Genomic DNA, 15,237 nt, shown 5'->3' on the forward strand with positions numbered 1-15,237 from the left:
GTAGGAGCGGGGTTGTCCCGCGATAGCGTCAGTCTGGGCGACGGTGTTGCCGGAAATGGCGCCATCGCGGGCAAGCCCGCTCCTGCATGAGCTCTCTAGAGCAAGGCTTTCAGGCAAATCTGCGACATTTTGTATAATTACTCTAAAAATGACCTGTATTCTTCATTGAGTCATTTTTGTGACCTGTCGGCCCATTTCGGCCTCTAGGCGACCCCTTGCAAAGCTGTTACTCTCGGCGCGCTTTCAGAGGATCCGGTTTGCAATGAGCCGGCGTCTCATATCAATAATAAGCGCATCGACGCATACCGAATTCGCTGTTGCTGAAGGAGCGGGCTTCCATGATCGAACATTTTTGGAAGGATAAGTACCCAGCCGGGGTCACGGCGGACATCAATCCTGACGAATTCCCCAATATTCAGGCGGTACTCAAGCAATCCTGCCAACGCTTTGCCGACAAACCTGCCTTTAGCAACCTGGGCAAGACCATCACCTACGGCGAGCTGTACACCTTGTCCGGCGCCTTCGCCGCCTGGCTGCAGCAGCACACCGACTTGAAGCCGGGCGACCGCATCGCGGTCCAGTTGCCCAACGTCCTGCAGTACCCTGTCGCCGTCTTCGGCGCCATGCGTGCCGGGCTGATCGTGGTCAACACCAACCCGCTGTACACCGCGCGGGAGCTGGAGCACCAGTTCAACGATTCCGGCGCCAAGGCGCTGGTGTGCCTGGCCAACATGGCGCACCTGGCGGAAAAGGTGGTGCCCAAGACCCAGGTAAAACACGTCATTGTCACCGAAGTGGCCGACCTGTTGCCACCACTCAAGCGCCTGCTGATCAACAGCGTCATCAAGTACGTGAAGAAAATGGTGCCGGCCTACCACCTGCCGGGCGCGGTGCGCTTCAACGATGCGCTGGCGCTGGGTAAGGGCGGCGCGGTCACCGAGGCCAACCCGCAGCCCGGCGACGTCGCCGTGCTGCAGTACACCGGCGGCACCACCGGCGTGGCCAAGGGCGCGATGCTCACCCACCGCAACCTGGTGGCCAACATGCTGCAGTGCCGTGCGCTGATGGGCTCGAACCTGCACGAAGGTTGCGAGATCCTCATCACTCCGCTGCCGCTGTACCACATCTACGCCTTCACCTTCCATTGCATGGCCATGATGCTGATCGGCAACCACAACGTGCTGATCAGCAACCCGCGTGACCTGCCGGCGATGGTCAAGGAACTGGGCAAGTGGAAGTTCAGCGGCTTCATCGGCCTCAACACGCTGTTCGTCGCCCTGTGCAACAACGAGACTTTCCGCAACCTCGATTTCTCGGCACTGAAGATCACCCTGTCCGGCGGCATGGCCCTGCAGCAGAGCGTGGCCGAGCGCTGGAAGGCGGTGACTGGTTGCGCCATCTGCGAAGGCTACGGCATGACCGAGACCAGCCCGGTGGCGGCGGTCAATCCGACCTCGGCCAACCAGTTGGGCACCATCGGCATCCCGGTGCCGTCCACCCTGTGCAAGATCGTCGATGACAACGGCCAGGAACTGCCCCTGGGCGAGGTGGGCGAGCTGTGCATCAAGGGGCCGCAGGTGATGAAGGGCTACTGGCAGCGTGAAGACGCCACCGCCGAGATCATCGACAGCAACGGTTGGCTGAAAACCGGTGACATTGCCCTGATCCAGCCGGACGGCTACATGCGCATCGTCGATCGTAAGAAAGACATGATCCTGGTGTCCGGTTTCAACGTGTACCCCAACGAGCTCGAAGACGTGCTGGCCGCGCTGCCAGGCGTGATGCAGTGCGCCGCCATCGGTATCCCGGATGAGAAATCCGGCGAGGTGATCAAGGTGTTCATCGTGGTCAAGCCGGGCATGACCCTGACCAAGGAACAGGTCATGGAGCACATGCGCGCCAACGTCACAGGCTACAAGGTGCCCAAGGCCATCGAGTTCCGCGATGCGCTGCCGACCACCAACGTTGGCAAGATCCTGCGCCGCGAGCTGCGTGATGAAGAGTTGAAGAAGCAAGGCCTGAAGAAGATCGCCTGATCCGCAGTCTGCTTCGGGATTGAAGCGTGGGAGCGGGGCAAGCCCGCTCCCACGGTTGATGAGCTGAACTCAGCGCAGCTTTTCCAGCATCTGGTAGTACCACATCCCCGCTGCCAGTAGCGGATTCCCCAGCAAGTCTCCCATCGGCACCTTGATGTGCTTGCACGCCGCGAAGGTATCGAACTTTTCCAGCGTCCCGGTCAATGCCTCGGCCATGATCTCGCCCATGATGTGGCTGGTGGCGATGCCGTGCCCGGAATATCCCTGGCAGTACCAGACGTTGTCTGACAGCTTGCCCAGTTGCGGGATGCGGTTGACCACGATGCCCATGGCGCAGCTCCACTGGAACTCGATCGGCACGCCCTTGAGCGCCGGGAAGGTGCGCTCGATGCACGGGCGCAGTTCGCCCTCGATGTCTCGCGAATCGCGCCCGGAGTAGTTGGCGCCGCCGCCGAACAGCAGGCGTTTGTCGGCGGTCAGGCGGTAGTAGTCGAGGACGAAGCGGCAGTCGTACACGGCCAGATCCTGCGGGTTGATCTGGTCGGCCAGGTCGCCCAGTGGCGCGGTGGTGACGATGCCGCCCATGGCCGGGAAGATCTTGCCCTTGAGCTGGCGTTTTTCCAGTTTGTGGTAGACGTCGCCGGCCAGCATCACCTGGCGGGCCTCGATGCGCCCGTTGGCGGTAACCAGGGCCGGGCGGGGGCCGTGGATGATCTCCAGCACTTCGGAATTCTCGAACACCAACGCGCCGAGGCCATGGGCGGCGCGGGCCTCGCCCAGGCACAGGTTGAGCGGATGCAGGTGCAGGTTGCGGCGGTTCTTCAACGCGCCAAGGTACAGCGGGCTCTGCAGGTGCTGCTGCATGGCGCTGCGGTCGAGCAGTTGCACCTGATCGCCCATGCCACGACGCTGGGCCTCGGCTTCGAAAGCGCGCAGCTCGGTCATGTGCGAAGGTTTCATCGCCGCGTGCAGGTGACCGTGCTTGAGGTCGCACTGGATGCCGTAGCGTTCGACGCGCTGTTCGATGATCTGGTGGCCGCGCCAGCGCAGGTGCCAGATGAAGTCGTCGACCTCGGCGCCCAGACGGTCGCGCATCTGTGTGCGCATGGCCTCGTCGCCCGACAGGCTGCCGGTGACCTGGCCACCGTTGCGCCCGCTGGCGCCCCAGCCGATGCGGTTGGTCTCGACGATGGCTACCTTCAGGCCACGTTCGGCCAGCTCCACCGCAGTGGCCACGCCGGTGAAGCCGCCGCCGATGATCGCCACGTCCACCTGCACCGTGCCCTTGAGCGTGGGGTATTCGGTCGCGTCATTGAGGGTGGCGCTGTAGTAGGACGGCGCGCGCTGGGCCGGCCTGTTGTTGACTGCTGCGTTCATGGGTGTTCCTTGTTGTAGTTCGTCTGTCAGGCCTGGTGCAGGTACCAGCGCCAGTCCTGTTCGCCGACTTCGGCCATGAACTGGCGGTACTCGGCGCGCTTGACCTTCAGGTACACGCCGAGGAAGGCCTCGCCCAGCGCCTCCCTGGCCCAGGTCGACTGCTCCAGGGCTTCCAGGGCAGTCAGCCAGTCGGTGGGCAGGTACTCGCTGGCCTGGGCATAGCCGTTGCCTTCGACCGGCGCGCCGGGATCGAGCTGTTCGCGGATGCCCTGGTGCGCGGCAGCAAGTATCGCGGCGGCGGCCAGGTAGGGGTTGGCGTCGGCGCCGCAGATACGGTGCTCCACATGCCGGCTGTTGGCCGGGCCGCCGGGCACGCGCAGGCTGACGGTGCGGTTGTCCACGCCCCAGGTCGGTGCCAGCGGGGCATAGCTGTTGGCCTGGAAGCGTCGGAACGAGTTGGCGTTGGGGCAGAACAGCAGCAGCGACTCACGCAGGTGGCGCAGCATGCCGGCCACCGCCTGGCGCAACAGTGGGGTGCCGGCCTTGTCTTCGCTGGCGAACAGGTTGTTGCCAGCTGCGTCCGCCAGGCTCAGGTGCATGTGCATGCCGGTGCCGGCCAGTTGCGCGAACGGCTTGGCCATGAAACAGGCCTGCATGCCATGGGCATTGGCAATGCCCTTGACCAGGCGTTTGTAGCGCACGGCCTGGTCCATGGCCTGGAGCGCGTCGCCGTGCTCCAGGGTAATTTCCACCTGTCCCGGGGCGTACTCGGAGATCGCCGTGCGCACAGGGATGTCCTGGGCCTTGCAAGCAGCATAGAGATCGGCAAGAAACGGTTCGATCTGCTCCAGCTCGCGCAAGCCATAGACCTGGGTGCCGCGCGGGCGTCCACCGTCGCTGTCCAGCGCCGGCTGCGGGCGGCCCTGGGCGTCGCGCTGCTGGTCGAGCAGGTAGAACTCCAGTTCGCAGGCCATCACCGGGTGGAAGCCATCGGCCTTGAGGGCGTCGATCACCCGCAGCAGCACATGACGCGGATCGGCCACGCTGGCCGGCAGGCCTTCGCTGGGGTGCATGCTGACTTGCACCGCGGCGGTCGGCACCCGGCGCCAGGGCAGGCGCACCAGGCTGCCGTCCAGCGGGTAGGCGCGGCAGTCGATGTCGCCGACGTCCCAGACCAGGCCAGAATTTTCCACGTCGTCGCCATTGAGGGTCAGGCCGAGGATGGTGCTGGGCAGCGGGCGGCCGCTGTCGAACACCGCCAGCAGTTCCTCGCGATGCAGCAGCTTGCCGCGGGGTACGCCGTTGGCGTCGAGGATGAACAGTTCGATCAGATCGATATCAGGGTTGTTGGCCAGGAAACGCCTGGCCTGCTCTGCGGGGGCAAAGTGCATGGTGGATTCGCTCTGGGGCACACAGGACCGCCGCGCGGGCGAGCGGTCAGGCTGAGTCAATCGGCCAGTAGTGGCCGGGTCGGGTCAGGGGTGCGCGAACGAAGTGTCCGGTGGGCGCGCGTGACGGCAGTGCCACAGGGCCCAGAAGGCGAGGATGATATGCACCAGCGGGTTTTCGCCGGCACGGGCCCGGGCCTTCGGCAGTGAAGGGTGGGGCTGCGGGCGGGCGATCAGCGGGGCGGAGAGCATGCCTTGGATACTCACATGGGCGTTAAGGTTGATTAAATCAGGGAATGGCGACGTTCATTCCATGGTTTGCTAAACATTCGAGTTGTAGTACACGTGTCGGACTCGACCTGCGCCAGACCCGCAACAGGCAGCATCCCGGCGGCAAATCTGCGACAATCCCACCTCTTACGCCTGCCGATCATGAAAAAGCAGCACTCGCCTGCATCATTAAAAAGCCCCATGACAGACCACGCCATCGACCAACTGCTGAAGAACCTCGACCACGCCATGATCGCCGACCGACATCGGTTGCGCCGGCAACTGCACGAACTGCGCAAGCGCCCCGACGAGGGCAAGCTCGCGCAGTGGGTGGAAAAGGTCCAGGCGTCCTGCGCCCAGGTCACCGCGCGCCAGCAGAGCGTGCCGAGCATTCGCTACGACGACAACCTGCCGATCGCCGCCAAGCGCGACGAGATCAAGAAGGCCCTGGCCGAGCACCAGGTGCTGGTGATCGCCGGCGAGACAGGTTCGGGCAAGACCACCCAGTTGCCGAAGATCTGCCTGGAACTGGGCCGTGGCAGCCATGGCCTGATCGCCCACACCCAGCCTCGGCGGATCGCCGCGCGCAGCGTGGCGGCGCGGGTCGCCGAGGAGCTGGGCACGCCGTTGGGGGCGCTGGTGGGCTACCAGGTGCGCTTCGAGGACCAAAGCGATTCGAACACCCTGGTCAAGCTGATGACCGACGGTATCCTGCTGGCCGAGACCCAGCACGACCGCTTCCTCGAACGCTACGACACGATCATCGTCGACGAGGCCCACGAGCGCAGCCTGAACATCGACTTCCTGCTCGGCTACCTCAAGACCCTGCTGCATCGCCGCCCCGACCTGAAGTTGATCATCACTTCGGCGACCATCGATCTGGAGCGCTTTTCCAAGCATTTCGACGGTGCGCCGATCATCGAGGTGTCCGGCCGTACCTACCCGGTGGAAACCTGGTACCGCCCGCTGACCAGCGAGCAGGACGAGGAGGGCAACCAGGTCGAGGAAGACCTCTCGGTCGACCAGGCGATCCTCGCCAGCCTCGACGAGATCGCCCAGCACGAGCGCAGCCAGGGCAAGGGCCCGGGCGACGTGTTGGTGTTCCTGCCCGGCGAGCGCGAGATCCGCGACGCCGCCGAGATCCTGCGCAAGGCGCAGTTGCGCCACACCGAGATCCTGCCGCTGTATGCGCGGCTGTCGCCGGCCGAGCAGCAGCGGATTTTCCAGTCCCACAGCGGCCGGCGCGTGGTGCTGGCGACCAACGTCGCGGAAACCTCGCTGACCGTGCCGGGCATCCGCTATGTGATCGACAGCGGCACCGCCCGCATCAGCCGCTACAGCTACCGCGCCAAGGTCCAGCGCCTGCCCATCGAGGCCGTTTCGCAGGCCAGTGCAAACCAGCGTAAAGGCCGCTGCGGCCGGGTCGAGCCGGGTATCTGCATTCGCTTGTACAGCGAGGATGACTTCAACGGCCGGCCAGCGTTCACCGATCCGGAGATCCTGCGCACCAACCTTGCCGCAGTCATCCTGCAGATGCTGCACCTGCGCCTGGGCGCCATCGACGCTTTCCCGTTCATCGAGCCGCCGGATGGCAAGGCCATCAGCGACGGCTTCAACCTGTTGCAGGAGCTGTCGGCGGTCAACCGCGAGAACCAGCTGACGCCGCTGGGCCGCCAGTTGGCGCGCCTGCCGATCGATCCACGGTTGGGCCGCATGCTGCTCGAGGGCGCCCGCCAGGGCAGCCTGCAGGAAGTGCTGATCGTCGCCAGCGCACTGTCGGTGCAGGATCCGCGCGAGCGCCCGCCGGAGCGTCAGCAGGCAGCCGACCAGGCCCATGCCCAGTGGAAGGATGTCGATTCCGACTTCGCCGCGCTGGTCAACCTGTGGCGCGGCTTCGAGGAGCAACGCCAGGCGCTGACTGCCAACCCGCTGCGCAACTGGTGCCGCAAGAACTTCCTCAACTACTTGCGCCTGCGCGAGTGGCGCGACGCCCACCGCCAGCTGGCGCTGATCTGTCGTGACCTGCAACTGACCGTGAACAAGGATGCCTGCGACTACCAGCGCATGCACAAGGCGATTCTCAGCGGCCTGCTCAGCCAAATCGGCCAAAAGACCGAAGAGGGCGACTACCAGGGCGCACGCCAGCGGCGGTTCTGGATTCATCCGTCGTCGGGGATTGGCCGCAAGCGGCCGCAATGGGTGATGGCTGCCGAACTGGTGGAAACCACCAAACTGTATGCGCGCATGGTGGCCAAGATCGAGCCGGACTGGATCGAGCCTCTGGCCACCCACCTGATCAAGAAGAACCACTTCGAACCGCACTGGGAGAAGAAGCGCGGCCAGGTGGTGGCCTACGAGCAGATCACCTTGTACGGGTTGATCCTGGTCGGACGCCGCCCGGTGCATTTCGGTCCGATCGACCCCGTCACTTCCCGCGAGCTGTTCATCCGCGATGGCCTGGTCGGTGGCGAGATCCAGTCCCGGGCCAAGTGCCTGGCGGCCAACAAGCGCCTGCTGGAGCAGCTCGACGAACTGGAGGCCAAGGCCCGCCGACGCGACATTCTCGCCGACGAAGAAACCCTGTACGCCTTCTACGAAGCGCGCCTGCCCGCAGAGATCCACCAGACCGCGACCTTCGATGCCTGGTACCGGATGACCAGCCAGAAGGACGCCAACCTGCTGATCATGCGCGAGGAGGACGTACTGGCCCGCGAGGCCAGCGAGGTCACCGCAGCGCAGTACCCGGATCACTTGCAGGTGGGCGAACTGCGCCTGTCGCTGAGCTACCATTTCGAACCGAACCATCCACGTGACGGCGTGACCGTGCGGGTGCCGGCGCCGTTGCTGCCCAACCTGCCGGGTGAACGCCTGGAATGGCTGGTGCCGGGCCTGCTCGAGGCCAAGTGCATCGCTCTGGTGCGCAACCTGCCCAAGGCCCTGCGCAAGAACTTCGTGCCGGTGCCGGACTTCGTCAAGGCGGCACTGTCGCGCATGGTCTTCGGCCAGGGCGCGTTGCCCCAGGCACTGGGCCACGAGCTGCTGCGCATGACCGGGGTGCGGGTATCCGACGAAGCCTGGGCGGAAGCGACTGCGCTGGTGGAGGGTCATCTGCGCATGAACATCGAAGTGGTCGATGCCCAGGGCAAGTTCCTCGGCGAGGGCCGCGACCTGGCCGAACTGACTGCCCGTTTTGCTGCCGCCAGCCAGGCCGCCCTGGCCTTGCCGCGTAACGACAAGGCCGAACAGCCGGTGCAGGCCAAGGTGTTCGAGCAAGTGGCGCAGACCGCCCAGCAGAAGATCGCCGGGTTGTCGATGACCGTGTACCCGGCACTGGTCGAGGACAACGGCACGGTGCGCGAGGGGCGGTTCTCGACCCAGGCCGAAGCTGAATTCCAGCACCGACGCGCCCTGCAGCGCCTGTTGCTGCAGCAGTTGGCCGAGCCGGCCAAGTTCCTGCGCGGCAAGCTGCCGGGGTTGACCGAGCTGGGTTTGCTGTATCGCGAACTGGGCCGGATCGAGGCGCTGGTGGAGGATATCCTGTTGGCCAGCCTCGACAGTTGCGTGCTCGAAGGCGAAGATTCGCTGCCCCGCGATGGCGCCGGCCTGGCGTCGTTGGCCGAGCGTAAGCGTGGCAATTGGAGCGAGCACGCCGAACGCCTGGCACGTCAGACGCTCGAGGTGCTCAAGCTGTGGCATGGCTTGCAGAAGCGCTTCAAGGGCAAGATCGACCTGAGCCAGGCGGTGGCGCTCAACGACATCAAGCAGCAACTGGCCAACCTGGTGTATCCGGGCTTCGTGCGCGAGACGCCGGGGGCCTGGTTCAAGGAATTGCCGCGCTATCTCAAGGCGGTGGAACTGCGCCTGGAGAAGCTGGGTTCGCAGGTGCAGAAGGACCGGGTGTGGAGTGGCGAGCTGGCCAATTGCTGGGCGCAATACCAGGCCCGTGCCGACAAGCATGCCCAGGAAGGCAAGCGCGATGAGCAACTGACCCTGTACCGCTGGTTGCTGGAGGAGTACCGGGTGTCGTTGTTCGCCCAGCAGTTGGGTACCAAGGTGCCGGTTTCCGATAAGCGACTGAGCAAGCAGTGGAGTCAGGTGGAAGCCTAACCGTTGCAACTTGTGGCAAACTTGATGGAATTTGGGGCCGCTTTGCGGCCCATCGCTGGCAAGCCAGCTCCCACAGGGTACGCATTGAACTGAGGGGGCTGGCTTGCCAGTGATCGAGGGCCCAGCCCTCGTCTGTGAATTGGTACCAAGGTGCCATTATGTTGCCCTTTTCCCGGCCTGCGCCGCATGGCGATGGCCTTTGACTAGAGGAACGACCGTGCATAACGTCGTCATCAGCGGCACCGGCCTGTTTACCCCGGCCCAGAGCATTTCCAACGAAGAACTGGTGGAGTCCTTCAACACCTGGGCACAGCGTTTCAACCGCGACAATGCCGCCGCCATCGAGCGGGGCGAAGTCGAGGCGGCGCCGCTGTCCGATGCCGCCTTCATCGAAAAGGCCTCGGGTATCAAGAGCCGCTTCGTCATGGACAAGGCTGGCATTCTCGACCCGCAGCGCATGAAACCGCGCCTGCCGGAGCGTTCCAACGACGAACAGTCGATCCTCTGCGAAATGGGCGTTGCCGCCGCGCGTCAGGCGCTGGAACGTGCCGGGCGCACTGCCGCCGATGTCGACGGGGTGATCGTCGCCTGTTCCAACCTGCAGCGCCCGTACCCGGCCATCGCCATCGAAGTGCAGCAGGCGCTTGGTATCGAGGGCTTTGCCTTTGACATGAACGTCGCCTGTTCGTCGGCCACCTTCGGCATCCAGACGGCAGCCAACAGCGTGCAGTTGGGCCAAGCCCGCGCGGTGCTGGTGGTCAGCCCGGAAATCTGCACCGGCCACTTGAACTTCCGTGACCGCGACAGCCACTTCATTTTCGGTGACGCCGCCACCGCGGTACTGATCGAACGTGCCGACCTGGCGACCTCCGCGCACCAGTTCGATATCGTCAGCACCAAGCTGTGGACTGCATTCTCCAACAACATTCGCAACAACTTCGGCTTCCTCAACCGCGCTGCGGAAGAGGGCATCGGCTCGCGTGACAAGCTGTTCGTGCAGGAAGGCCGCAAGGTATTCAAGGAAGTCTGCCCGAAGGTCGCCGAGCTGATCGGCCAGCACCTGGACGAAAACGGCCAGCAGCCGAGCGACGTCCAGCGCTTCTGGCTGCACCAGGCCAACCTGAGCATGAACCACCTGATCGTCAAGAAGCTGCTGGGCCGGGAAGTGGACGAGCAAGAGGCGCCGGTGATTCTCGACCGTTATGCCAACACCAGTTCGGCGGGGTCGGTGATCGCCTTCCACCTGTACCAGGATGACCTGGCCAAGGGGTCGTTGGGGGTGCTGAGCTCGTTCGGTGCGGGCTATTCGATCGGTAGCGTGATTCTGCGCAAGCGCTGATACCCGTTTCGCCTGTTCCGGCCCTATCGCCGGCAAGCCGGCTCCCACAGAGGGGGCGTATTTCCCTTGGGAGTCGGCTTGTCGGCGATAGGGCCGACGCATTTCTGCCAGAACAAAAAAAGCGGGAAATGCTGGATGGGGTCAGCATTTCCCGCTTCAGGGTGGAGCAAATATGCGTATCGCTTAGAACTTGGCTTCCAGGTCGACCTGCAGGGTGTCGACGTCAGCATTGTTGTTCGGCAGCTGCGACAGGTCGGTCTTGGCCATCAGGTAGGCCGCGCCCAGGGAGAAGTTCTTGTCGATCTCGTAGCCGACCTTGAACTTGTGGCCACGCGAACCTGTGAAGCCGGCACCGAAGTCGGAGTCGGTGAACAGGCTGACCACGGCGTTGCGCTGCACATCGCGGTAGTTGTAGTCCAGGCTCCAGGCACCCACCTTGGTCTTCAGACCGGCCAGCCAGGCCTTGTCCTCGCCGTCGGTGCTGTCGGTGTTCTTGACGAACTGGCCATACGCCGACAGCGGGATGGCGAAGCCGGTGAAGTCCACCTGGCCGAAGCCTTCGGCCAGGTTGAACTCGGTGGTGGTGTTGCCGAAGCTGCGCAGCACGGCCGACTTCTTGTCGTTATCGAAGCCATAGAGGCTGCCGCCGACGGTGAGCTTGACGCTGTCGGCCAGGTTGAACTTGGTGCCCAGTTGGCCGTGGTACAGCTGCGCGTCGTGCTTGAACTGCACGCCGTCGCCGTCGACGTTGTCCTTGAGGGTGTAGTGACCGGCGCTGCCGAACACTTCGGCGCCGCCCAGGTTGGTCTTGTAGGTGACGGCCACGCCTTCGGGGTTGATGTCGCTGTCCCAGATGATGTCGCCCATGCTCACCCATGGCTGGGCCATCTTGCCGCCGATCAGGTGCAGGTTGGGGACCGCGGTCGGGTGCCAGTCGAGGTAGGCGAGGTCGACCCACAGCGATTTCTTGTCGAAGTAGTTGTCCAGGCTCTGGTTGGTCGAGCGAGCGTCCGAGCTGCTGCCGGTGGCCACGCGAATGCCGGCGTCGACCTGCGGATTGATCTCGCTGTAGAAGCCCACGCGGGCGCGCACGCGCTCGCGGTCCTGATTGCCGCTGCGGCTGTTGGGGTTGTCGACGTTGACGTCTTCGTAACGCAGGCGCACATCACCCTTGATCTGGGTCTTGGCGGCCCATGCCACTTTCTGTTCGAACGAGCTCAGACGTTCGGACTGAGCTTTCTGGTCGGCCTTTTCCTTGGTTTCCTTTGCCAGGTCGCCCTGCAGTTCGTTGTACTGCGCCTGGTTGATCGAACCATTGGCGCGGAGCATTTCGAGCAGCTTGGCGTCGACAGCAGCACTGGCCGGAGTACTCAGAGCCAGCATCATGCCGGTGAGGCTCACTCCGGTAAGTGTAGAAACAAGACGCATAAGGTTCTCCCTGTTGGAAAAAGTGGGGAGGCTCAAGCGCCCGCCCCCAAGTTGGCATGTCTTCGGAAAGGGCCTGACTAGACAGGTTCTGGGGTTCCGGAAAACAGGCGCAAGTATTGCGGGGGCGAATGACAGAATAATGTCTAAACAGTGGCACTGTTGTTAAGTAAAGCGGCCGTCATTTGAGTGTCACGGTCGACTTGGCAATACTGGCACTCTCTTTTCAGCGAGTTGCAAACGTGATCAGCCTTCACAGCCTTGCCCATCTGCGCGACCTGCCGGCGACCACCTGGGACGCGCTGGTGCCCGCCGGTCAGCCGTTCCTGCGCCATGCCTTCCTCACGGCCATGGAGGACAGTGGCAGCGTGGTGCCTGACACTGGCTGGGCCGCCGAACACCTGGTGCTGGAACGCGACGGTGAGGTGCGGGCGCTGCTGCCGGCGTATCGCAAATGGCATTCGTTCGGCGAGTACGTGTTCGACCACGGCTGGGCCGATGCCTGCGAGCGCGCAGGTATCGCCTACTACCCCAAGCTGCTGGGTGCGGTGCCGTTCAGCCCGGTGAGCGGCCCACGCCTGTTGGCCGCTGACCCGAGCGATGGCCTGTTGCTGTTGCAGGCCATCCCCGAGTACCTGGGCAAGGGCGGGCTGTCGGGTGCGCATATCAACTTCACCGACACTGCGCTGGATGAGGCCCTCGCCGGTCTGCCAGGCTGGATGGAACGCCTGGGTTGCCAGTTCCATTGGCGCAATCGGGGTTATCGGGACTTCCAGGACTTTCTCGACACCCTTAGCTCACGCAAGCGCAAGCAGATGCGCAAGGAGCGCGAACAGGTGGCGGGGCAGGGGATCGACTTCGCCTGGTATCAGGGCGACGAGCTGAGCGAGGCGCAGTGGGATTTTGTCTACCTGTGTTACGCCAACACCTACGCCGTGCGCCGGCGCGCACCCTACCTTACCCGTGAGTTCTTCAGCCTGATCGCCGAGCGCATGCCCGAGGCCATCCGGGTGGTCATCGCCCGCCAGCAGGGGCGCGAGGTGGCCATGGCGCTCAGCCTGATCGGCGGTGACAGCCTGTATGGACGGTACTGGGGGTGCCTGGATGAGTTCGACCGTCTGCACTTCGAGACCTGTTTCTACCAGGGCATGGATTTCGCCATTGGCGAAGGGCTGCAGCGTTTCGATGCCGGGGCCCAGGGTGAGCACAAGCTGATTCGCGGCTTCGAGCCGGTGATCACGCGGTCGTGGCATTACCTGCTGCATCCGGGATTGCGCCGGGCGGTGGAGGATTTTCTGCTGCAGGAGCGGGCGGGGGTGAGGGCGTATGCCGAAGAGGCGCGGCAGATGTTGCCGTATCGCCAGGCATGAAAATCAAGGGGGCGTGGGGCAAGCCCGCTCCCACGCCGATTTTCCCATGCCGTTTTCTGTATCAATCCACCCCGACGAACCCACCCGTCTGGTGATGCCACAGCCGCGCATACAGGCCACGCTGCGCCAATAGCTCGGTGTGGCTGCCACTCTCGACGATATGCCCCTTGTCCAGCACGATCAGCCGGTCCATGCGGGCGATGGTCGACAGGCGGTGGGCGATGGCGATCACCGTCTTGCCTTGCATCAGCGTCTCCAGGCTCTCCTGGATCGCTGCCTCGACCTCCGAGTCCAGCGCCGAGGTGGCCTCGTCCATGATCAGGATCGGCGCGTTCTTCAGCAGCACCCGGGCGATGGCGATGCGCTGGCGCTGGCCGCCTGAGAGCTTCACGCCGCGCTCGCCGACATGGGCGTCGAAGCCGGTGCGGCCCTGGGCGTCGGACAACTGCGGGATGAACTCGTCGGCCCGTGCCCGGCGTACAGCCTCCCAGACTTCCTCGTCAGTGGCGTCGGGGCGGCCGTATAGCAGGTTGTCGCGGATCGAACGGTGCAGCAGCGAAGTGTCCTGGGTGATCATGCCGATCTGCGCGCGCAGGCTGGCCTGGTTGACCTCGGCGATATCCTGGCCATCGATGAGGATGCGCCCGCTGTCGATGTCATACAGGCGCAGCAGCAGGTTGACCAGGGTCGACTTGCCGGCGCCGGACGGGCCGATCAGGCCGATCTTCTCGCCGGGGCGGATATCCAGGTTCAAGGCATCGATCACCTTGCCGCCCTTGCCGTAGTGGAAGTCGACATGGTCGAAGCGCACCGCGCCGCGGCTGACCTTGAGTGCCTGCGCGTGGGGCTTGTCGCTGACGGTGACCGGCTGGGCGATGGTCTGCAGGCCGTCCTGGACCATGCCGATGTTCTCGAAGATGCCATTGACCACCCACATGATCCAGCCGGACATGTTGACGATGCGGATCACCAGGCCGGTGGCCAGGGCGATGGCACCGACGCTGATCAGCGACTGGCTCCACAGCCACAGGGCAAGGCCCGTGGTTGCGACCACCAGCAGGCCGTTCAGCGAAGTGATGACCACGTCCATGCTGGTGATCACCCGCGAGGCCAGTTGGGTCTTTTCGGTCTGCTCGCTGATCGCCTCGCGGGCGTACTGCTGCTCGTAGTCGGTGTGGGCGAACAGCTTGAGCGTGGCGATGTTGGTGTAGCCATCGACGATGCGCCCCATCAGCTTGGAGCGGGCGTCGGAGGAGATCACCGAGCGCTCTTTCACCCGCGGCACGAAGTAGTACAGCGCGCCGATATAGCAGGCGATCCACACCAGCAGCGGCAGCATCAGCCGCCAGTCGGCCTCGGCGAACAGCACCAGTGCGCTGATGGCGTAGATCAGCACGTGCCACAGCGCGTCCACCGCCTGCACCGCCGAATCGCGCAGGGAGTTGCCGGTCTGCATGATGCGCTGGGCGATGCGCCCGGCGAAGTCGCTCTGGAAAAAGTTCAGGCTCTGCTTGAGCACATAGGTGTGGTTCTGCCAGCGGATCAGGCTGGTCATGCCCGGGCTGATGGTCTGATGCACCAGCAGGTCGTGCAGGCCGAAGAACACCGGCCGCAGCACCAGCACCACCACCAGCATCCAGATCAGCTCGCCACTGTGCTCGCTGAAGAAGTTGGCGTTGGGCGTGCCCTGGGCCAGGTCGATGATCCGGCTCAGGTAGCTGAACAGCGCCACCTCGATCAGCGAGGCGATCAGCCCGACGATCAGCAAGGCAACGAAGCTCGGCCAGACCTGGCGCAAATAATAGAGATAGAAGGGCCAGACCTTGCCGGGAGGCGCCTCGCTGGGCGCCTCGCGGAAGATGTCGATCAACTGCTCGAAACGACGGTACAGCATGGGTGACGACACTCCTGTTCGACCCGACTCA

Annotated in this window: 9 protein-coding genes; 4 read left to right on the forward strand and 5 right to left on the reverse strand. The window is 64.1% G+C overall.

Features of this window, described 5'->3' with window-relative positions; all coding sequences use genetic code 11:
* Positions 1-338: 338 nt before the first annotated feature.
* Positions 339-2,036 (forward strand): long-chain-fatty-acid--CoA ligase FadD1, encoded by a 1,698-nt coding sequence (fadD1, locus tag KSS90_RS07245; RefSeq protein ID WP_046856658.1) that lies wholly within the window; start codon positions 339-341, stop codon positions 2,034-2,036.
* Between the two features lie 69 nt (positions 2,037-2,105).
* On the opposite strand, the gene KSS90_RS07250 is transcribed toward fadD1, so the two are convergent.
* From KSS90_RS07250 to KSS90_RS07260, 3 genes are all read right to left on the reverse strand, one after another.
* The gene (locus KSS90_RS07250; protein ID WP_217868801.1) at positions 2,106-3,413 is read right to left on the reverse strand and encodes an NAD(P)/FAD-dependent oxidoreductase; all 1,308 of its coding nucleotides are present in this window, start codon (positions 3,411-3,413) and stop codon (positions 2,106-2,108) included.
* A gap of 26 nt (positions 3,414-3,439) precedes the next feature.
* On the reverse strand, positions 3,440-4,804 hold the full coding sequence (locus KSS90_RS07255; RefSeq protein WP_217868802.1) for a glutamine synthetase family protein: 1,365 nt from the start codon (positions 4,802-4,804) through the stop codon (positions 3,440-3,442).
* Between the two features lie 84 nt (positions 4,805-4,888).
* Positions 4,889-5,053, reverse strand: coding sequence for a hypothetical protein (locus KSS90_RS07260; RefSeq protein ID WP_217868803.1), 165 nt, complete (start codon positions 5,051-5,053; stop codon positions 4,889-4,891).
* 219 nt (positions 5,054-5,272) lie between these two features.
* Here KSS90_RS07260 and hrpA point away from each other — a divergent pair, with 219 nt between their 5' ends.
* Both hrpA and KSS90_RS07270 read left to right on the forward strand, forming a co-directional pair.
* Positions 5,273-9,178: an ATP-dependent RNA helicase HrpA gene (gene hrpA / locus KSS90_RS07265; protein WP_217868804.1), complete on the forward strand. Its 3,906-nt coding sequence runs from the start codon at positions 5,273-5,275 to the stop codon at positions 9,176-9,178.
* Between the two features lie 217 nt (positions 9,179-9,395).
* Positions 9,396-10,517 (forward strand): beta-ketoacyl-ACP synthase III, encoded by a 1,122-nt coding sequence (locus KSS90_RS07270; RefSeq protein ID WP_217868805.1) that lies wholly within the window; start codon positions 9,396-9,398, stop codon positions 10,515-10,517.
* Between the two features lie 183 nt (positions 10,518-10,700).
* Here the strand turns inward: KSS90_RS07270 and KSS90_RS07275 are convergent, their stop codons facing one another.
* Positions 10,701-11,945 (reverse strand): putative porin, encoded by a 1,245-nt coding sequence (locus KSS90_RS07275; RefSeq protein ID WP_217868806.1) that lies wholly within the window; start codon positions 11,943-11,945, stop codon positions 10,701-10,703.
* Between the two features lie 239 nt (positions 11,946-12,184).
* On the opposite strand from KSS90_RS07275, the gene KSS90_RS07280 reads away from it, so the two are divergent.
* Entirely contained in the window at positions 12,185-13,312 is a 1,128-nt protein-coding gene (locus KSS90_RS07280; protein WP_217868807.1) for a GNAT family N-acetyltransferase, read from the forward strand.
* 61 nt (positions 13,313-13,373) lie between these two features.
* On the opposite strand, the gene KSS90_RS07285 is transcribed toward KSS90_RS07280, so the two are convergent.
* Positions 13,374-15,206 carry an ABC transporter ATP-binding protein gene (locus KSS90_RS07285; RefSeq protein WP_217868808.1) on the reverse strand — a complete coding sequence of 611 codons (1,833 nt, stop codon included), beginning with the start codon at positions 15,204-15,206 and terminating at the stop codon, positions 13,374-13,376.
* Positions 15,207-15,237 lie beyond the last annotated feature (31 nt).

This window comes from Pseudomonas maumuensis (assembly GCF_019139675.1).
In the GTDB taxonomy this organism is placed as follows: Bacteria; Pseudomonadota; Gammaproteobacteria; order Pseudomonadales; family Pseudomonadaceae; genus Aquipseudomonas; species Aquipseudomonas maumuensis.